This window comes from Fictibacillus sp. S7 (assembly GCF_004127935.1).
GTDB lineage: Bacteria > Bacillota > Bacilli > Bacillales > Fictibacillaceae > Fictibacillus_C > Fictibacillus_C enclensis.
Window position 1 is genome coordinate 2,813,840 of sequence record NZ_QJKL01000001.1, and the last position, 19,428, is coordinate 2,833,267.

The window sequence follows — 19,428 nt, forward strand, 5'->3', positions numbered from 1 at the left end:
GAAAGCGTTCACAGAGGGTTTTCATTTTAAAATGCAAAAACAAGGAGCTGAATGACATGATCCAGTCGCTGAATTGCATCCTTAAAAGCCGAAATGCTCTTTTAAATTCTTTGTAAACGTCCTGCTGACCGGTATCTTCTCCCCGTCCTTCATAATCAGGTTATAGGTGGAGTTAAACCACGGCTGGATCTCCACAATTTTATCCAGGTTCACCAGGTATCCGCGATGCACGCGTATGATGGAGTTCTGCTGCAGCTTTCTCTCATAGGTGACCAACGGCTCATTCACCTCGTACCGTTGCTGATCGGTGACAATCACCGTTTTTCCTTCAACCGCTCCGATCGATACAATGTCAGAAACAGCAATCAGCACGATCCGCTCATCAACGGTCACTGCGAGCTTGTCCGTTTGTTTGCCGGTGGTCCCCCCTTGCTCAGGAGAAGGGCTTGTCCGGTTTTCTTTCCCCTTGATCACCTTGGCCACTTTTTCCACTGTCTTTTGGACCCTCGTTTCATCAAACGGCTTCATGATGTAGTCAATGGCTTGCAGATCAAAGGCTTTCAGCGCGTACTCATCATACGCAGTTGCAAACACAATTTCCGGACGCGGATCAAGGTCCATGATTTTTTCTGCCAAATCCAGCCCGCTTTCATTCGCCAGCTGGATGTCCAAAAAAATCACATCAACCGGCAGTTCTTGAAGTTGTCTTAACGAGCTTTCGATGGAATCTCCTTGTCCCACAATCTCAACTTGCTTGCTCCTTTTTAATAGATACTCCAGTTCATCTCTGGCTAACGGCTCATCATCAACGATAAATGCCTTAAACATCGTTCTCACTCCACTTGTTTTGGGTTAACGGCAGGGTCATGGTCACCTTTGTGCCTGCATCCTGTTCACTTTGAATCAAAAAAGAACCCTCCATTCCGTAGATCTCTTGGATCCGCTTCCGAATGTTCCAAAGCGCGGTCCCGGTTCCCTCTGCGGATTGGACCGACTCCTTTCCAAGCGATTGGATCAGGTCGGCAGGAATTCCCTTGCCATTGTCTTCCGTTGTTAATATCATTTTGTCTTGATCCATATAAGCGGTAACCTTTACGTTTCCCTGTTTCTTCCTTGAAAACGCATGGCGGATCGCATTCTCCACCAAAGGCTGCAGCGTAAATGGCGGGATTAATACGTGGTTCAGCTGTGGCTCGATATCAAACTCCACTTCGTATTTGCCCGGAAAACGCGCTTGCTCGAGCGACAGATAGGCGTCCACATGTTCAATTTCCTTTTCCAATGGAATCAACAAATGCCGTGCTCCCTGAAGGTTGCTGCGAAAGAACACACCAAGCTGAATTAAGAGTTTCCTTGCTTTTGGTGCATCCGTCCGGACAAGGCTTGAAATGGTATTGATGGCATTGAACAGAAAATGCGGGTGAACTTGCGCCTGCAAGGCTTTCACCTCGGCATCCTTCAATAACTTCTGTTGCCACTCTGCCTCGGCCAATTCCAGCTGAGTGGAAAACAGCTTGCTTAAGCCTTCTGCCAGCTCCTGTTCCACCTGATCTAGCTTTTCCGCGTCCTCAAAGTACAACTTCAGTGAGCCCACGGTTTCATCCCGAACCTGTAAAGGAACCACGATCGCGGCCTGCAATGGACAATTTTCACGATAGCATTGGATTTCCTCTGTTGACCTGGCAATCAAGATCTTCCCGTTTTCTATGACCTTTTTCGTCAACAGGGTTGCCATGTTCTGACCCGGCTGGTGATGGTCCGACGCCGCTCCGGTATGAGCCAGCACCTGTTCCTTATCTGTGATCGATATGGCATCCGCCTTGGTTGCTTTCAAAATAATTTTCGCTGCTTCCCCGCAGGAATGAAAATTTAACCCCTGACGGAAAAAAGGAAGCGTTTGCTGAGCAATTTGAAGCGCATTATGGGTTTGAAGCGCACGCGTACGCTCTTCCTCCATTAAAATGCTTTGAATGATCATAATAAAAATGAGCGTTCCAAGCCCATTGATCGTAATCATCGGTATGGCTATCACCTCAACCAAATGAGACGCCGCTTCAAACGGCCTTGCGATCAGCAGAATCACGACCATCTGGATGATCTCCATCAAAATCCCAACCGCTACAGCTCCCCACGGTGAGCGGTTCCTGCCGATAATGCCAAAACGGCGGCCAAGCCAACCTGTGATCAATCCTGCCAGAATGGTGGAAATCGCACAGGCTCCAGCCGTAAACCCGCCGAGCGTCAAACGGTGGAGACCGGCAATTAATCCAACACCCAGACCGACGATGGGCCCTCCCAGCAATCCGCCAATCGCCACCCCCATGATGCGCGTGTTGGCAATGGCCGCGTCATAATCCACATCCGCCTGCCAGGTCTGCGACACAATGGCTCCATTATTTATCTCAATCCCGGTATAGTTACTGATGACACCAAAAGCGCCAAATATCAGGATCAGAAGCATCTTTTCTTTTCGATTATGCTCTTGGTGAACGATTTGCCGGAATGATCTCAATCTGGAAAGCAAAAAAGCCACCATCACAAGAACCCCCGCCCGCTCAAGCATTAAAGGCAGCAGCTGTAACAGCGCAACCCCCTCCTTTGGTAAAAACTTCTCTATTAAAAATGCGTGATTAACTCCTTCATACGTCTCTATTTTAACAAACTTATGGTTTATTTCATTTCACTATTTTCTAAAACGTCACAGGTGGATATAATAGATGAGTGGGAAATACTAATTCATAACGAATATTCGTTCAACGAAAGAGGTTACTATTGTGAGTACTACAGCAGTAAGAGCGACTAGAACAAGAGCATTAGTCATCAATGCACTTTTCATCGGTTTGACCTATGTGGCAACCGTGTTTATTAACATAAAGCTTCCCATCATGGGGAACGGTGGATTAATCCACCTGGGCAACGTTCCACCGTTTATCGCCGCCTTTGTGTTTGGCAGAAAAACAGGCGCCGTTGCAGGTGCCTTCGGAATGGGCTTATATGATTTGCTTTCTCCATGGACGATATGGGCACCGTTCACCTTCGTAATTGTAGGAGCGATGGGCTATGTGGCTGGGCTGATCTCCGAAAAAGTCCCCGGCAACAAAGTACTGGTCAACACACTTGCAGTTGTCACAGCCCTTGTCATCAAAATCGTCGGCTACTATTTTGCCGAAGTCATCCTTTACCACAACTGGATCCAGCCGTTTGGTTCCATTCCAGGCAACTTCCTGCAGGTTGTCATTGCTGGTATTATTGTTGTGCCGCTTGTGGCGAGGATCAAGCAGAGAGTGATATAGATCAAAGCAGACAACAAATCCTATGGAGCAACACCTTAAAAAGGGTGCTCTATAGGTTTTTTTATTTCATGCTCAATGAAATATAAGCTGGTAAAGCTGCAAAGACAAAAGAATAGATTTAACAAAAAAAGGCAAGAGCGCTGTGCTCTTGTCCTCATTTGTAATTCAAACTTTTTAAAAACTCATCTTTGGGTTGGGAATAATCTTTGAACCATCTCGCTGAATTCATCAAAGAACCCTTTGACAGGTTTTCCGGCCTGAACATCGTCCACGTACTTTTGAACACGGTTCACAAAGTCAGGGTTAGTGGACACAAATACGTTGTTGATATCCGGATCTGTACTTTTTACTCTATCTGCTATTTTTTTCTCGGTATCCTTTGTCAGCTTGCCATTGCTGCCATCCTCCAGAACAGCTGCCACATAAGCGTTGTTATCTGTAACGATTACATTGGCCCGGCGTACTTCCGGCAGCTTGACAACTTCATCAGCTGCCTCATTTGCAATGTCCAGTCGGTTGCCTCGGTTCTCATTGTCGCCTGTATTTTCATTCGTGCTTATGTTCCTCATACTTTTGTTACGATTCTCCATACCCTGCTGATTATTATCGTTTCGATTCATACAGGCTGATAAAGCAGCTGTCAAGATTATGACCATCATGAGCTGAATAAATCTGTGTTTCTTATTCAATACGTTCACTCCTTTCCTTCATTTTTAGCATGAGGAGTTCCAATAAAATTATGCATCAATTGAGATTTAATCTAATTCGTTAAACGGCTTTGGTAACAATCTCCTTAATTTATTCAATTTATTTAAGACAAAATAGTATTGGTTCAGAAATGAACTAATTCCCAAAACGAGGTGTTGTAGATGAAAACAAATCTAAACAGTATCTTACCCATTATTGCTTCGGTTGGAGTTGGTATTGCTGCTTATCAAATGATGAGCGGGAATGGTGGGAAAATGAAAAATATTGTGCCCCTCGCTTCTAATATGATGGGAATGGGATCTGGGATGCAGGGACAAGGTCAGCAACAACAGTCAGGTAATCAATAGGACGTATTATTATCGGCTTTTTGCTATTCGACCTAAAATATGCAATATTTCCGCCTTTTTGGTAATGTTTATTCAAAAAAATTACTGGGGGAATCTAAAAATGGAACATAAAACTCTTGGCAGCAAACGAATCATTGCCTCAAATAAGAAATCAGAGGATTATGTCTCAACCATAGAAAAACCGAGTGACCAAAGAGGTGCATTTACTGGTACCCGTTTTGTGGATGAAGAGGTTACGGTAAGGTAACAAAAAAATATACAATAGCCCGGCTTACACGTTGGGCTATTGTATATTTTGCACACACATTCTTTCCAGTCCTGCTGATCGCCGGATGGGTATAAAAGTCATTAGAGAAATGGGTGATAGAGAAAGCTCAAACATGAAGCAAAAAGTTCTTCTTAGCCATTACGTAACAACTTATGGTCATTAACCCTGTTCTTCATGTCCTTTTGGACTTCACTGCTTTAAAACAGCAAGTGCCTCCGCTGCTTTCTTTGCAAAAGTCAACGGCGGTTCAACCGATTGAAAGTGAATATAAAGGATGGTCGGTTTGGTAAACAGCCAATGATTGTGCAGAGCGCTAATGATAAACCCTTTATTAACAAGCTGCCTTGTAAACTCCGGTATTTCTTCTTCCAAAACCACAACTTCTCCCAAGTTTAACGCATTTCCTTCAAAATCCAATGATTCAAATGAGAACCCGGCATGCAGCTCTCCCTTACTTGGTCTTCCTTGAATCGTTACATATAAATTCCTGGCTATAGATACAGAACATACCCCGTTTTTCACTTCGGCATTTTCATTAAATATTTTTCCATATTGATTACAGAGGCTATTGAAATTCATCATAAAGATAAAATCATCCTTTTTTGATTTTACTTTATGTCCTGAATGATTCACACATGCTATCTTCTCTTTTCTCAAATAACTAACAAGAAATTTTCCTCTGAACTTCTTTTTATTTTGTCACAAACACAGAGGCTGTTTCGTCTTGTTAGTGCCAGACAAAAAAGCTTTATGGAGGGAAAAAGAATGGAAACTAGAATCGGAAGAAGTGGAACCTGGCGCCTATCAAGCGATGCTTGCAGTAGAGAACTAAGTAGCACGCACGAGCATTGATAAGAAGCTGAAGGAAATGATCAAAATTCGCGCATCACAAATCAACGGCTGCGCAATTTGCCTGAATATGCATACAAAGGAGGCGCGCGAATTAGGAGAAACTGAGCAAAGGATCTATGCATTATATGCTTGGAGGGAGACTCCCTATTTTACTCTGGAAGAACGGGCGGTTCTTGCTTTGACAGAAGCTGTAACCCTCGTCGCAGAGTCACATGTTCCTGATGATGTCTACAATGAAGCTGCACGATATTTTGATGAAAAGCGATGTCCGAAATCATTATGCAGATTGTCGTCATCAACGCTTGGAACAGGCTGGCTGTTACGGCTCGGAAAATGCTTGAATAACAATAGGTTGGATAGGAATTGGTTTCATATTTGGGTTGGTTTTAGTCATCGGCCATCCCAGAGTAAAAGTTGATGTAAAGGGTAATATACCTCTATTAAACTTTTACGAGGTGATGGAAATGTCTAACATGATGGACCAAAAAGAACTGGAAACCGTAAGAGAATTAATCAAAGACATAGACACGGCCATGCTGACTACGCTAACGGAAGAAGGCCTTGTTTCTCGGCCAATGAAAACACAAGAAGTAGAGTTTGATGGTGACCTATGGTTTTTCACTAAAAAGGAGACGAATAAATATGATGAAATTCTACACAATCAAGAGGTTAATGTGGCTTATGCAGGTAAATCCTATGTTTCCATTCGTGGAAGAGCGGAAATCGTTGAGGATTTAGATAAGAAGAAGGAATTGTGGGGATTCGCCTATGACAAAATTATGCAAACCACTTATGATGATCCCAACATTGTCTTGATTAAAATTAAAACAGAAGCAGCCGAATATTGGGAAACCGGCAGTTTAACGAAGAGAATCGCGTTTATGTTTAAACGAATAACAGGGCAAAATGCTGAATCGGCAGATGTTAATGAAACGGTTGAATTGGATAAATAACAACAGTAACCATTCCCAATGCCATGTAAGTGACTGGTACCATCTCCAACTACCCGGCAATTAGTTTATTTCACACAAAAAGCCACTTCCTCACAGGAAGTGGTTTTTGTTATTGGGTTATTTAGTTACTGTAGCAATTGTCCCTGCATCGGCCGGATGTACACCATGTCGATAGAAATCGGCGTGAATTGGATCCAGTGGTTTACGTCCAAGGATGAGGTCTGCTGCCTTTTCGGCCAGCATCAATACAGGTGCATGGATATTACCGTTTGTTACGTAAGGCATAGCTGATGCATCGACGACTCGTACGTTTTCGAGTCCGTGAACCTTCATCGTATTCGGATCGACGACAGCGTAACATGATAAATGAAAAAACAAACGGTTGAAGGTTTTCCACATCCTCATACACTGCCTGATGTTTATAAGTCAGGCGGAGCTATCTTGCCAATTCTATATAAGTCATTGACAAACAACTGATATCTTCTCCATAATAATTTTTAAAACGTTCTATGCCAGGACAGTAGTGGGAAAGGATATAAATAATGAAAAAAGGAATTATCTTATTAGTTGTAGCTACTTTTTTTTGGGCGGGCAACTATATTTGTGGTCGTTATTTAGGCTCAGCGTTACCAGCAACGTTATTGAATACAATACGCTGGGCAATTTCAACCCTTATACTTTGGGGATTACTCGCTATTAATAAAAATAAACTTCCTATCTTTTTGAGATGGAAGGAATTTTTGATATTAGGATTCTTAGGTATATTCGCCTTTTCAACCTTGAATTATTTGGGATTAAGATCCATTAGTGCATCACAAGCAGGAATGATCTCAGCTGGTATTCCAATTACCATCTTGGTCTTTACCCCATTTTTTCTTAAAGAAAAAATTAAAACAAAAGCATGGATAGGAGCGATCATATCAATAATTGGCGTTATTCTGCTGATTCAAGGCAGACAAACAACATCTTCTGAAGGATCCCTTCTTGGAGAAATTGAAATCCTTTTATCCTGTGTAGCCTGGGGAATGTATACGGTTCTGGGTAAAAAATATGGAAGAAAGATTGATGCGCTGACTTTGACTGCTGGATCTGCCTTTTACGGTACTCTTTTTAGTGCGATTAGTTGTATTGGCACCGTTGATTCAAGCTTGATTCATATGACTAAAAATGCATGGATCTGTATTATTTATGTGAGTACCTTTGCGTCTGTCATCGCATATTTTGCGTGGAACGCAGGTGTGAAAATTATTGGTGCAGGTCGTGCAGCACCCTATATTAACTTACTTCCGGTTTGGACTGTATTATTGGGTGTTCTTTTATTACAGGAACAAATATCTGGATTCACATGTATAGGAGGCCTTATTACCATTTTTGGAGCTGTCTTAGCCAGCGGTCAAAGTAAAGCTGTAAGCGCAACAAGAACTTAATTCTCAGTGAAGAGGAAGATCTCCGTATTGATATTCTGTCTTTAGGAATAAAGCTAGCTTTTGAAAAAAATAAATTTAATCAGAATCGTTGAATCTATTTTGAGACATCTTCTCTTTTTAAAAATGGATTCAACGATTTTATATGACCAACTGTCGGAGTATTGATTTTAAATTTTTAATACAAATATGAAACGTAACTACATGAATGGAAGAAGGGAAAGATGGATATGCCCAGATTCCCTGCGATGAAAATTCGGTTATCGGAGGAATCATTCCGGAAGTTAACGTTCCGCCTACCTCGAAACCTCCTTCAAATCAATGTAAACCACTTGATCAAGTGATTTTATCGAGAAGAGCACCACCGGCTATACCAGGGTTTGTCATTTCATACGGGTTTAAAATCAAATCGAGTTCTTCCTCTGTCAGAACATCATACAGAAGGCAAAGCTCTCGTACGGATTTCCCTTTTAAAATGGCTTCCCGTGCAATACGCGCACAAGCTTCGTATCCCAGGTGCGGATTTACGGCTGTAATGATTCCCACGCTTCGTTCAACATATTCTTTCATCCGGTCTTCATTTGCCTCAATTCCGGACAGGCAATAATCTGTAAAGCTTCGGAACGCATTATTCATGATGCTGATGGACTGAAGAAGGTTAAAAACGAGTACAGGCTCCATGACGTTTAATTCAAGCTGTCCCGCTTCAGATGCCGAGCAAATTGTATGGTCGTTACCGATGACCTGAAAAGCCACTTGGTTAATGAGCTCCGCCATAACCGGGTTCACTTTTCCAGGCATAATGGAGGATCCGGGCTGACGCGACGGCAAAGTAATTTCACCAAGTCCTGCACGCGGGCCGGAGGCCATCAAGCGTAAGTCGTTCGCAATTTTGGACATATTCATCATGCAGACCTTCAATGCGGCTGAAACTTCTGTGTAAGCATCCGTGTTCTGTGTGGCATCCACCAGGTGCTCGGCCCCGACAAGAGGCAGTCCGCTAATTTCAGAAAGGTGCCTTACCACATGTTTGATATACTGTGGATCGGCATTTAAGCCTGTCCCTACAGCTGTCGCTCCCATATTAACTTCGTAAAGATGCTCGCGCGTCTGTTTAATCCGCTTAATGTCGCGTTCCAATACTCGGCTGTACGCTTCAAATTCCTGGCCAAGGCGAATTGGCACGGCATCCTGCAGATGGGTTCGCCCCATTTTTATCACGTGGTCGAACTGTACCGCTTTCTTCCTGAAGACCTCCAGCATATCATTCATCGTAACAAGCAGCTTCTCCAGCAATTTAAGGGTTGAAATATGAATGGCTGTTGGAAATACATCGTTGGTTGATTGCGACATATTCACATGAGTGTTCGGGCTTAGTTTTAAATAGTCACCTTTATGATGACCAAGCAGTTCAAGCGCACGGTTGGCGATGACTTCATTTGCATTCATGTTCATCGAAGTACCGGCACCACCCTGGATCGGATCGACGATAAAATACTCGTGCCAGTGTCCCTCCAAAATTTCATCAGAAGCTTGAACGATTGGCCTGCCAAGTCCTTCGTATAGACGATGAACATCCATATTGGCCAGGGCGGCCGCTTTCTTCACCATTGCCAGCGCATGAATCATTTCTTTATGAATTCTGTAGCCAGTGATTTGAAAATTATCTACAGCGCGTAACGTTTGGATTCCATAATAAACATCTGCAGGAATTTCCTTCTCACCGAGAAAGTCTTTTTCAATTCGGTATGCGATCTCGCTTTTTATCATTAACCCTGCTCCTTATTGATTTAAAGTGTAATATCATCTGCAATGGGTGTTTCCATCAATTCCTTCACCTTTTGCGGATCCTGCGTCTTGCCGAGTACCCACATCAGCTTGGGAACGATGGCCTCTGTATTCATATTCCGGGAACGGATAATGACATTTTGATTAACTTTACGCCCTACTTCATAAAGTTCAATATCCTCCCCTTCTTCTAAACACTGTGTCGTAATGACAACAGAGATCCCACACTCAATCAGCTCGTCCAATTTTTCCAATATGTTTCTTCCCTGAAAGGGAATGCCACCGCTTCCATAACTTTCGATCACAATCCCCTGACATTGATTTTTCAGGCAATCAAAGAATTCCGGCTTAATTCCAGGAAATAACTTAACCAACGAAACATCTGTGCAAAGAGAAGTATCCAGCTTAATTTTCTTATTTTCTAATGAATGAACAGGCTTGCTGTACTCAATATGATCTTTATAGATAGAAGCAATATAAGGATAGTTAATACTTTCAAACGAATCATAGCTCTTCGTTCTCAACTTGATGGCCCTTGTTCCCTGAATGACTCTTCCGTCAAAAACCACATATACACCACCGATCTCCTCACAAGCAAAGCGCACGGCATCCGCAATATTTCGTTTCGCGTCGGTTTTCTTAAAAGAAATCGGGATTTGGGACCCGGTAACCACCACTGGTTTTTCGAGATCTTGCAGCATATAGGAAAGTGCAGCTGAAGTATAAGCCATGGTGTCTGTGCCATGCGTGATCACAAAACCGTCATACTCCTCGTAATGCTCATAAACCGCCTTTGCCATTTCAACCCAATATTCCGGCTGCATATTGGTACTATCAATATTAATCAAAGCCTTACTATCAATCTGGCAGAGTAAATTGAATCCCGGCAAATGACTTAAAATATCGTCGGCTGTCATCTCAGGAACCAGCCCATTCTCCCCTTCGAGCGAGGCAATGGTCCCGCCAGTCGTAAGCAGCATCAACTTCTTCAATATAACCCCTCCTTAAAGCCATTTCTATGAAAATTAAACGAGTGTTTAACTTCTTCTTTAATATGCGTTTCGCGTACTACATACGCAATTATAGTGATGATTACGTGGGAAATCAATAGCATTTTACGCATTACGCGTACTTTTTATTTTTAACTGTGCTATAATAAACGAAATCATAGAGGAGTTAGGGAGTTAACCGATGATTTTAACGAGATTAACAAATTTAAGGAAGAGCAAAGAGTGGTCGCTGCAGTATACCGCTGACCGGCTCGGAATCGCCAAAAGTACATATGCAGGCTACGAATCGGGGCACCGCCGCCCTTCATTGGAAGCCATCGCATTAATAGCTGACTTATTTGACACCTCCACTGATTACATTCTGGGCAGAGTCGATCACCAAGATCCTCAGTTGGATGAGGATTCATCTGTCCCATGCATGGAATTAACGGATCTGTCTGCTTTAAATCTGTCTGTCGATGGCCTCTCCCTTTCTAAAGAAGAACTGCAGCAATTTATTGCGTTTATCAGAGCCAAGCGGCAATTGGAAGATAAGTCAACATAAACAACGACAAAGAACCGATTCCTTAGGTAATTCTTTCATAAAACTTAAAAATGCATATAAAAATGACCATCAAATGGCAATCTATTTGATGGTCTATTTTTCTTTATTCGAAAAAACTCTTTAAACAAATTTGTTGTCTGTTGTTAATGAGTGGCTTCGTCGCTTTTGTATTCCAAAATATCACCTGGCTGACAATCCAACGTCTTACATATCGCTTCTAATGTTGAAAAACGAACCGCTTTTGCTTTCCCATTTTTCAGAATGGAGATATTCGCCATGGTTATTCCAACCCTCTCTGCAAGCTCCGTTACGCTCATTTTTCGTTTTGCTAACATAACATCAATATTAATAATAATTGCCATTTTCCACACCTTAAACCGTTAAATCATTTTCTGATTTTATATTAATAGCTTCTTGTAAAAGACTTTGGAGAACAGCAGAAAAAACGGCGATAACCATAGAAGAGAAAATAATAACCAATCCGATTGGCATGATACTTGGAGGGTCAACTCTTTTCGCCACGAGATAGTAGAGTGGCATACCTAGCAGGTACAATGCACTGATTGTGATGGCACAATATTTTATCTTCTTTAAAGCCTTTACCGATAATTCCGAGAAAGCTTGGCTCTTATCAATATAGCTAAGAAGTTTAAAAGCCTGATACAGAGCGAAGTAAAAAGGTATCGCTGCCGCGTACATATCGATTAAAACGAGAGATTTCATAAAAGCAATATCAGGATATAATTCTCCTGCAAAATTCCCAAACTTAGGCACCAAAAATATACACAATGCCAGAACTGGGATTCCGATAAAAATAACAGCTAACTTTAAAAAGAAGGTCGTAACTTGTTTCACAAAAATACACCTCACTGACTTTATAATAAAATGACTTTAACACTTAATTTATTGTTTTACAATAAATTAATATCGAAATTTAATTACATTATTACTAATTATTATATTTTTTATTTTTGGCAAAATTAAAAAGCATTTCTCATTACAAGGAAATGCTCTTATTATAAGTTGTTAATTAACAACTTGTTCACAAAATGTCTTTATCTTTTAAAAAATCAGGTCGAAGCTGAAGCTGCACGGGTTGAGGAAGCCTTAAGGGCATGTTTATGCCACAAGAGGAAAAATAAGAATAAACATCTTGGTTGTGATTGGTAAAACGACGAAAAAGAGCAGGAATGCTCTTTTTCGTTTTTCTGTTTTTCATATGATCATATCATGCAGAGCCTTGATAATCTGGTATTCAAAACCAAACATTCCCTCCTAATTAAAGCTGTTAAAGAAGATACCTTGCTCTAAAGTAACAGTTCCCATGTTTCTCCAACTAAATCTTGACCAAAACTATGATGCTTTTCTTCATTTACAAGGTTAAATCCCTTTTTTTGATAAATATGCCGAGCTTCTTTAAGGACACTATTCGTCCATAGTACGAGTTTTTTATATCCAACCCGTCTGGAAAAGTTAATACATTCTTCAACTAATTGTGAACCCAGCCCCAACCCTCTAGCCTTTGAGTCTACGATTAGTAAACGAAGTTTAGCCGTATCTTCATTTCCTTCTACAACAAAAATAGAACCCACGATTTCCCCATTCATTTCGGCAATCCAGCAACGTTCTCGTTTTGGGTTATAGTTATTTATAAAATCCGCTACAATTTGAGAGACAAGTGCCTCAAAACTCTCATCCCATCCATATTCTTTTGAATAGGAAATCCCATGTTGTTGAACAACCCATCCCATATCACCAGGTTCATGCTTACGCAAAAAATATGGTCCAGAAAATTTAAGGCCTTCCTTCTTGCCGAGCAATCCCTCTACTGTTGACATAGCATTAATTAATTGTTGTTGTTCACTTTCAGATAATTCTCCAAGGAGTTCAGATATTTCATTGTGTGAACGTTCATTGAGCTGAGAAAATGCTTTCTTTCCTTCAGACGTCAGTTTGAGGATGCGCTGTCTGGCATCTTTAGTAGAACGCTCTTTGCATACAATACCTTTCTCCTCCAATCGGGCTAATATACGACTTAAATAACCTGCATCCAGTCCCAATTCGTGAGTTAAATTTGAAGCTGTGGGATTGTCATTGTTAGCAATTTCAAACAGTATCCTCGACTCTGTCAGTGAATAAGAGCTATGTAATAATCCCTCACGCAAAGCCCCAATTTGTCTTGTCATAAATCGATTAAAATGACGAACAGCATTTATTCTTTCTACATTTGGCAAACTATTCACCTCTAAATTTTAATTGACTTTGTCAAATAATATAATAGAATTAATTGCTAATGTCAATTAAATACAACAGTAGAGGCATTGAACCAGTACCAATTTCTTATTGTTAGCGATTTGACGAATTGACTTGAGTAGCAAGGGAAGCCCTAATACAAGGAATGGGTAGATACCAGAAAACAAGCATAAAAAAGAAGCTTCCCACAAGTTTGTTTAACTTATGAGAAGCTTCTTTGATCTTTCTCAAATTCTATATCAAAGCTTTGAGGACGTTATTACATCATGCCGCCCATGATTCGGAGTACAAAATATCTATAAACACAGTAACAAAAACTTGGATATAACAACATTCTTAGATATTCACTCTAAATAATTTTAAATTATATACAAACGAGCCGAGGAAAAACACGAGGACAAATCCTAAAAAAAACATCTTCCCTTATTCAGAAAGATGCAGAATACCGCAGCTTAATACTTCCGCCAAGTAACAGAATCTTTCCCGAGAAGCTCACTTCTAGCAACAGTATGGGCATAGGCAATCATTTTTTTAATAACACCCGTATTTCGCGCAAGAATCCGTAAAATCCCACCACTTTCTGGAAGTGCTGACAATCCAAAGCGAACACCGGGATATGTATCTTCCAACATTTCATATAAACGATCCAGAAAATCTTTTCGAGCTTCATTGTGCAAAATAAGGAACATTCCAACATGTGTACAGCCATCCATTTGCATCATACCGTTCATCTCGCCATCCGGTTCGAGCAATAAATGATCGAATATGATAAGCCTTTCGTTTTTATACACTTTTAATTTTGAACGAATCCAATCATAGCGAAAAAAACTGCCATCTTCCGCCCAGCCTGGTGTAATAATATCACTATATAAAAAACAAGATTCATCTTCTATATGAACGGTGGTTTCTTGAATAAACCGAGCCCCTTTATAAGCGATGAGAGGATCTGGCAAATATTCTAAAATACTGCCTTTATTCAATTTAATATTTGTTTGCTGCACGACATGAGCTTTTGGCGTTTTATACACCTTTGTAGAAGATTGCGTTGTAACCGCTAATTCCGCTCCTTCGTCCAAGTTTAAGTTCAATAAATATTTATCACCGTTCACATACCCTCCCCCGACGTGAATAAGATAAATGGACGGTAAATTTTCCTCCAGGTAAACAGGTCGGGTTATTTTCAGTGCGCCTTCATAGTAACAAGAAGAAACAATTGTTTTCGGCTGTTTTTTTGCGGCGGAAAGCTCCAATACCCCTGTGTATCTCATGACTCCAATTCGACTAACAGTGCTTGCTTTTTAATCCAATCAATCACCTCATCAAGACCTGTTTCATCCTTTAAATTCGTAAAAACAAACGGCTTATCCCCCCTTGCAGTGATCGTATCACGCTCCATAATTTCTAAGCGTGCACCTACATGAGGCGCGAGATCAATTTTATTAATAACAAACAGGTCGGACTTAATCATCCCCTGTCCGCCTTTTCTCGGAATTTTTTCGCCTTGTGCGACATCAATAATATAAATCGAAAAGTCTACAAGCTCTGGACTAAACGTTGCCGCTAAATTATCACCACCGCTTTCTACAAAAATGATATCAAGATCATTATGAGATTCTTTTAATTCATCAATCGCTGCAAAATTCATCGATGCATCCTCACGAATGGCTGTATGCGGGCATCCTCCTGTTTCAACACCAATGACACGATCTTCTGGCAGCACGCCGTTTTTCATTAAAAACATCGCATCTTCTTTTGTATAAATGTCGTTCGTCACCACTGCCATACTCAACTCTTTATACATAGCTCTCGTTAATTTTTCTACAAGCATTGTCTTACCTGCTCCAACAGGCCCACCTACTCCAATACGGACTGGTTCCATTCTAAGCTCCCCTTTACTTAATAAATTTAAGACATGAACAATCGGACATATAAGTGTTCATGACGCATTTGTGCAATTTCCAATCCAGGACTAACCGCACCTAAATCATCCCAAGACAAACGAAAAATAGCTTCCACTGCTTCATTTAAATAAGTCTGGATTTCTACTAAAATCTTTTGACCATCTGTTTGTCCGAGTGGAATCCCACGAACTGCATTCTGGACGAGTGAGGAAACTGCTGTAAATAAATATGTTTCAACTGCAGTTTCTTTTGTTATGTTTAAGTGATGTGCAACTGCCGCAAAAACTAATGCTGAATGACCGTAAGCTTTCTTTTCTTTGATCCAATTTACATAGTTTTTAAGAATTGAGGATGGATAAAGGTTAAAACAGAGCTTAGCCATTCGTTCGCCGATCCGCTTGTTCCCCATTCTTGTTTCCTCTGCAAGACTAGAGGCAAACAAGATGTGATCAAGCTCTAAAAACGCACACATATCACTTTGTTCTAACGCTTCATAAGCAAGCCTGCAGGCAAGGCCATCTACAAAAACAAGCTGCTTTCGAAGATAAACAAAAATAGCCTGTGCAAAGCTTGCTTTATCAGTAATCACTTCTTCTTGTATATAAGTTTCCAACCCAAAGGAATGTGAAAATGCTCCTGACGGAAAATTTGAGTCACTTAATTGAAGAAGCGTAAATAATGAATTAGTCATGGCTGTGTCCGATATGGCGAAACGCCTTTTTTACCTTGCGTTTTTCTCGTTTATACGGAACCTCTAATTGCTGCAGCAGCTCTTCGACTAAATAATCATATTGAACGAGCATTTCATTTCCTTCAAATTGAGCCGGTAAATGTCGATTGCCGAGCTGATGGGCAATCTCTCCCATCTGCCTAATCGATGTTGGCATGATCGTTAATAAATCATCTTCTTTTACTGAGATGACGATCATATTTTTTTCATCCATATATAAAACATCACCATCGACTAAGTCGCGGTTTTCTTTTATGCGAATGCCAATTTCATTGCCGTGGTCCGTTACAACTCGCTGAATTCGTTTTACTAAATGATCGCTTTCTAAATAAACACACTCAACATGAGGCGCTCTTTTTCCTAATGTTGAAACATTTCCAACTACTTTTTCAATAATCATCTTTTCTTCACCTCAAAATAAGAAATAGCGCTGCGCCAACGGAAGAACTTCTGCTGGCTCACACGTAATCAACTCACCATTAACTTTCACTTCATATGTTTGCGGGTCAACTTCAATTTCTGGAGTTTCACCATTGAAAACCATAGACTTTTTCGTCAGCTGTCGAACCTTAGAGACTGGTTTTACTGTTTTTTTCAGTCCTAATTGTTTGTGAACACCGCTTTCATAAGCTGCTTTTGATAAAAATGTAATTGATGTGTTAAATTTAGCACTTCCGAAGCTGGCAAACATTGGACGATATAAAACAGGCTGCGGTGTGGGAATACTCGCATTCGGATCCCCCATTACACTATGAGCAATCATGCCGCCTTTTAAAATTAATTCCGGCTTTACACCAAAAAATGCTGGATCCCAGACAACTAAATCAGCAAGCTTACCTACTTCAATAGAGCCGACATAGTCAGAAATACCGTGGACAATCGCTGGATTAATTGTATATTTGGCTATATAACGCTTTACACGAAAGTTATCACCTGTACCATTATCTTCTCCCAATTTTCCTCGCTGCTTTTTCATCTTATCAGCGGTTTGCCATGTGCGGCTGATTACCTCTCCAACACGACCCATTGCCTGTGAATCAGACGAGATCATACTAAATACCCCTAAATCATGTAAAATGTCTTCTGCGGCAATCGTTTCTTTTCGAATACGTGAATCTGCAAACGCAATATCTTCTGGAACACTCGGGTCTAAGTGATGACAAACCATTAACATATCCAAATGCTCTTCTAGTGTATTTACTGTAAAGGGCCGTGTGGGGTTGGTCGAAGACGGCAAAATATTTGAAAAGCTTGCTGCTTTAATAATATCCGGGGCATGTCCCCCTCCTGCTCCTTCCGTATGATATGTATGGATCACGCGGCCATCAATCGCAGCTAATGTATCCTCTACAAATCCGCCTTCATTTAGTGTGTCGGTATGGATCGCAACTTGCACATCATATTGATCAGCCACTTTTAGACATGTGTCAATTGCCGCTGCAGTCGTTCCCCAATCCTCATGAAGCTTTAAACCAATAGCACCTGCTTCAATTTGTTCTTTTAAAGGCTTTTCGTCAGAAGCATTCCCTTTTCCTAAATACCCAAGATTCATTGGAAACTCTTCCGCTGCTTGAAGCATCTTATAGATATTCCAAGGACCTGGTGTACAAGTTGTTGCCTTCGTACCTGTTGCCGGTCCTGTGCCGCCGCCGATCATAGTTGTGATCCCAGAAGAAATCGCTGTTTCAATTTGCTGGGGACAAATAAAGTGGATATGAGCATCGATGCCGCCTGCTGTTAGAATCATTCCTTCTGCTGCAATCACTTCTGTTGCCGCTCCGACCACAATGTCAATTCCGTCCATTAACATTGGATTACCCGCCTTACCGATTGCCGAAATGATTCCATCCTTTACACCGATATCTGCTTTATAAATACCTGTATAATCAACAACCATTGCATTTGTTAACACTAAATCGACTGATTCATCTCTTGATGCAAGCGGGTGTTGTCCCATTCCATCACGAATAACCTTGCCTCCGCCAAACTTCACTTCATCGCCATATGTTGTATAATCTTTTTCAATTTCAATGAATAATTCTGTATCGGCTAAACGAACCGCATCACCAACAGTCGGGCCAAACATATCTGCATACTGATGACGCGACATATTAAAGCTCATTTATTCCCCTCCTTTTCTAAAGGTCCATTTGTTAAATTGTTTAAACCGTATACCTTCCGCTCTCCAGAAAAAGGAACAAGCTCCACTTCCTTTTCGTCCCCCGGTTCAAAGCGCACCGCAGTACCTGCAGGAATATTTAAATGCATCCCAAATGCTTCCTGACGATTAAACTCCAGGAATGTATTTACTTCAAAAAAGTGAAAATGTGAACCAATTTGAACAGGCCGGTCTCCGCGATTTAACACTTTAACCGTGATTGACTGCTTATTTTTATTACATACGATCGGTTTTTTTTTCAATATGTACTCTCCTGGGATCATTTGTTATCCCCCTTTTTAACGAATTGGCTCATGAACGGTAACTAGCTTTGTCCCATCTGGAAAGGTTGCCTCTACTTGAATTTCTGGAATCATTTCAGCGACACCTTCCATTACGTCCTCTTTTGTAAGAATCGTTGTGCCGTACTGCATAAGCTCGGCTACTGATTTTCCATCTCGTGCTCCTTCTACTACTTCATATGTAATAATAGCGATTGCTTCAGGATAGTTTAGCTTTAAGCCTCTTTGCTGGCGGCGGCGCGCAAGATCAGCAGCAACTACTACCATCAGCTTTTCAATTTCTCGTGACATCAGTTTCATTAAAATTCACCTTCACTTTTGACTACAACTTTTTTAACACTGTGTTGCTGTTAACTCACCGTGGAAAGGTCATAATTATTACGTTTCCGAAAGAAATATGGTATTTCTATACTTACTTATCTTCTAATATAATTATTTTTTTTTAAAACATTCGTGTTAGATTTCCTAACATAAATTCTTGAATACGCTGAATTTTATGTTAAATTTAGCGTTTTCTTTAAAACAAAAAGAGCCCTAAGCAAGGCAGTAACAGAATCCATAGAAATTATATCGTCATCTATAACATCATCATCAGAAGTTTCTTCACCTATCCCCTTCTAAAGTCTTGATTTTCCAAAGCTATATACCAACCCAAACCATTTAAAAGATGGGCAAAATAATCCTCATCTCTCCGCCACCTGTTCTCTAAGCTAATTTGTGTAGTTCCTTTAAAGCCGTTTCCTATTGCTTTCTAAAGCATAAAATTTGATTTTGGGTATAAAGGAAAATAATATAGAGATATTGCAAATTATCAATATCCTTTAGTTCGATTAGTTTATACACATCTTAAGCAAAATAGATTTTAATAAGATCAGAAAGGGGCGGGCACCGTTGAAT

Annotated in this window: 22 protein-coding genes and 2 pseudogenes; 7 read left to right on the plus strand and 17 right to left on the minus strand. The window is 40.8% G+C overall.

Annotated elements, in window-relative coordinates:
- Positions 1-81: 81 nt before the first annotated feature.
- Together DMO16_RS14470 and DMO16_RS14475 are read right to left on the minus strand one after the other, a co-directional pair.
- Positions 82-828 carry a LytR/AlgR family response regulator transcription factor gene (locus DMO16_RS14470; RefSeq protein WP_129478306.1) on the minus strand — a complete coding sequence of 249 codons (747 nt, stop codon included), beginning with the start codon at positions 826-828 and terminating at the stop codon, positions 82-84.
- Positions 821-2,584, minus strand: coding sequence for a sensor histidine kinase (locus DMO16_RS14475; RefSeq protein WP_129478308.1), 1,764 nt, complete (start codon positions 2,582-2,584; stop codon positions 821-823). The genes DMO16_RS14470 and DMO16_RS14475 overlap by 8 nt, the downstream gene beginning before the upstream one ends.
- Positions 2,585-2,771: 187 nt before the next feature.
- Between DMO16_RS14475 and DMO16_RS14480 the strand changes: the two genes are divergently transcribed.
- Positions 2,772-3,293 (plus strand): ECF transporter S component, encoded by a 522-nt coding sequence (locus tag DMO16_RS14480; RefSeq protein WP_129478310.1) that lies wholly within the window; start codon positions 2,772-2,774, stop codon positions 3,291-3,293.
- A gap of 182 nt (positions 3,294-3,475) precedes the next feature.
- On the opposite strand, the gene DMO16_RS14485 is transcribed toward DMO16_RS14480, so the two are convergent.
- Complete coding sequence (locus DMO16_RS14485; RefSeq protein ID WP_241840575.1) at positions 3,476-3,982, minus strand: YhcN/YlaJ family sporulation lipoprotein; 507 nt, start codon at positions 3,980-3,982, stop codon at positions 3,476-3,478.
- Between the two features lie 180 nt (positions 3,983-4,162).
- Here DMO16_RS14485 and DMO16_RS14490 point away from each other — a divergent pair, with 180 nt between their 5' ends.
- Together DMO16_RS14490 and DMO16_RS24365 are read left to right on the plus strand one after the other, a co-directional pair.
- The gene (locus DMO16_RS14490) at positions 4,163-4,348 is read left to right on the plus strand and encodes a hypothetical protein (protein WP_061975484.1); all 186 of its coding nucleotides are present in this window, start codon (positions 4,163-4,165) and stop codon (positions 4,346-4,348) included.
- Positions 4,349-4,448: 100 nt separating this feature from the next.
- Positions 4,449-4,595: a hypothetical protein gene (locus tag DMO16_RS24365; protein WP_164988933.1), complete on the plus strand. Its 147-nt coding sequence runs from the start codon at positions 4,449-4,451 to the stop codon at positions 4,593-4,595.
- Positions 4,596-4,805: 210 nt separating this feature from the next.
- Here DMO16_RS24365 and DMO16_RS14495 read toward each other — a convergent pair whose 3' ends face one another.
- A complete protein-coding gene (locus tag DMO16_RS14495; protein ID WP_129478312.1) occupies positions 4,806-5,198 on the minus strand; it encodes a DUF1259 domain-containing protein in 393 nt (130 codons plus the stop codon).
- Between the two features lie 229 nt (positions 5,199-5,427).
- On the opposite strand from DMO16_RS14495, the pseudogene DMO16_RS14500 reads away from it, so the two are divergent.
- Positions 5,428-5,813, plus strand: a pseudogene (locus tag DMO16_RS14500) (carboxymuconolactone decarboxylase family protein).
- Between the two features lie 119 nt (positions 5,814-5,932).
- Positions 5,933-6,421 (plus strand): pyridoxamine 5'-phosphate oxidase family protein, encoded by a 489-nt coding sequence (locus DMO16_RS14505; protein WP_061975480.1) that lies wholly within the window; start codon positions 5,933-5,935, stop codon positions 6,419-6,421.
- A 117-nt stretch (positions 6,422-6,538) separates the two neighbouring features.
- Here the strand turns inward: DMO16_RS14505 and DMO16_RS14510 are convergent.
- Positions 6,539-6,775: pseudogene (locus DMO16_RS14510) on the minus strand (GMC oxidoreductase); the annotation flags it as partial.
- Between the two features lie 188 nt (positions 6,776-6,963).
- On the opposite strand from DMO16_RS14510, the gene DMO16_RS14515 reads away from it, so the two are divergent.
- Entirely contained in the window at positions 6,964-7,848 is an 885-nt protein-coding gene (locus DMO16_RS14515; RefSeq protein WP_129478315.1) for a DMT family transporter, read from the plus strand.
- 333 nt (positions 7,849-8,181) lie between these two features.
- On the opposite strand, the gene aspA is transcribed toward DMO16_RS14515, so the two are convergent.
- The gene (gene aspA / locus DMO16_RS14520; RefSeq protein WP_129478317.1) at positions 8,182-9,615 is read right to left on the minus strand and encodes an aspartate ammonia-lyase; all 1,434 of its coding nucleotides are present in this window, start codon (positions 9,613-9,615) and stop codon (positions 8,182-8,184) included.
- Between the two features lie 20 nt (positions 9,616-9,635).
- Entirely contained in the window at positions 9,636-10,625 is a 990-nt protein-coding gene (locus DMO16_RS14525; protein ID WP_061975472.1) for an asparaginase, read from the minus strand.
- Positions 10,626-10,824: 199 nt separating this feature from the next.
- Here DMO16_RS14525 and DMO16_RS14530 point away from each other — a divergent pair, with 199 nt between their 5' ends.
- The gene (locus DMO16_RS14530) at positions 10,825-11,187 is read left to right on the plus strand and encodes a helix-turn-helix domain-containing protein (protein ID WP_129478319.1); all 363 of its coding nucleotides are present in this window, start codon (positions 10,825-10,827) and stop codon (positions 11,185-11,187) included.
- Between the two features lie 143 nt (positions 11,188-11,330).
- Here the strand turns inward: DMO16_RS14530 and DMO16_RS14535 are convergent, their stop codons facing one another.
- The 10 genes from DMO16_RS14535 to DMO16_RS14580 form a co-directional block, all read right to left on the minus strand.
- Positions 11,331-11,549 carry a helix-turn-helix domain-containing protein gene (locus tag DMO16_RS14535; protein ID WP_129478321.1) on the minus strand — a complete coding sequence of 73 codons (219 nt, stop codon included), beginning with the start codon at positions 11,547-11,549 and terminating at the stop codon, positions 11,331-11,333.
- A 10-nt stretch (positions 11,550-11,559) separates the two neighbouring features.
- Entirely contained in the window at positions 11,560-12,042 is a 483-nt protein-coding gene (locus DMO16_RS14540; RefSeq protein WP_129478323.1) for a DUF2975 domain-containing protein, read from the minus strand.
- Between the two features lie 452 nt (positions 12,043-12,494).
- Entirely contained in the window at positions 12,495-13,421 is a 927-nt protein-coding gene (locus DMO16_RS14545) for a bifunctional helix-turn-helix transcriptional regulator/GNAT family N-acetyltransferase (protein WP_241840576.1), read from the minus strand.
- Positions 13,422-13,892: 471 nt separating this feature from the next.
- The gene (locus tag DMO16_RS14550) at positions 13,893-14,708 is read right to left on the minus strand and encodes an urease accessory protein UreD (protein WP_129478325.1); all 816 of its coding nucleotides are present in this window, start codon (positions 14,706-14,708) and stop codon (positions 13,893-13,895) included.
- The gene (gene ureG / locus DMO16_RS14555) at positions 14,705-15,319 is read right to left on the minus strand and encodes an urease accessory protein UreG (RefSeq protein WP_129478327.1); all 615 of its coding nucleotides are present in this window, start codon (positions 15,317-15,319) and stop codon (positions 14,705-14,707) included. The genes DMO16_RS14550 and ureG overlap by 4 nt, the downstream gene beginning before the upstream one ends.
- 26 nt (positions 15,320-15,345) lie before the next feature.
- Positions 15,346-16,032 carry an urease accessory protein UreF gene (locus DMO16_RS14560; RefSeq protein ID WP_129478329.1) on the minus strand — a complete coding sequence of 229 codons (687 nt, stop codon included), beginning with the start codon at positions 16,030-16,032 and terminating at the stop codon, positions 15,346-15,348.
- A complete protein-coding gene (ureE, locus tag DMO16_RS14565) occupies positions 16,025-16,471 on the minus strand; it encodes an urease accessory protein UreE (protein WP_129478331.1) in 447 nt (148 codons plus the stop codon). Before ureE ends, DMO16_RS14560 begins: the two co-directional genes overlap by 8 nt.
- Before the next feature lie 12 nt (positions 16,472-16,483).
- Positions 16,484-18,193, minus strand: a complete 1,710-nt coding sequence (gene ureC, locus DMO16_RS14570) for an urease subunit alpha (protein WP_129478333.1) — start codon at positions 18,191-18,193, stop codon at positions 16,484-16,486.
- Positions 18,190-18,513: an urease subunit beta gene (locus tag DMO16_RS14575; RefSeq protein WP_129478335.1), complete on the minus strand. Its 324-nt coding sequence runs from the start codon at positions 18,511-18,513 to the stop codon at positions 18,190-18,192. Before DMO16_RS14575 ends, ureC begins: the two co-directional genes overlap by 4 nt.
- 15 nt (positions 18,514-18,528) lie before the next feature.
- Complete coding sequence (locus DMO16_RS14580; protein ID WP_129478337.1) at positions 18,529-18,831, minus strand: urease subunit gamma; 303 nt, start codon at positions 18,829-18,831, stop codon at positions 18,529-18,531.
- Positions 18,832-19,428 lie beyond the last annotated feature (597 nt).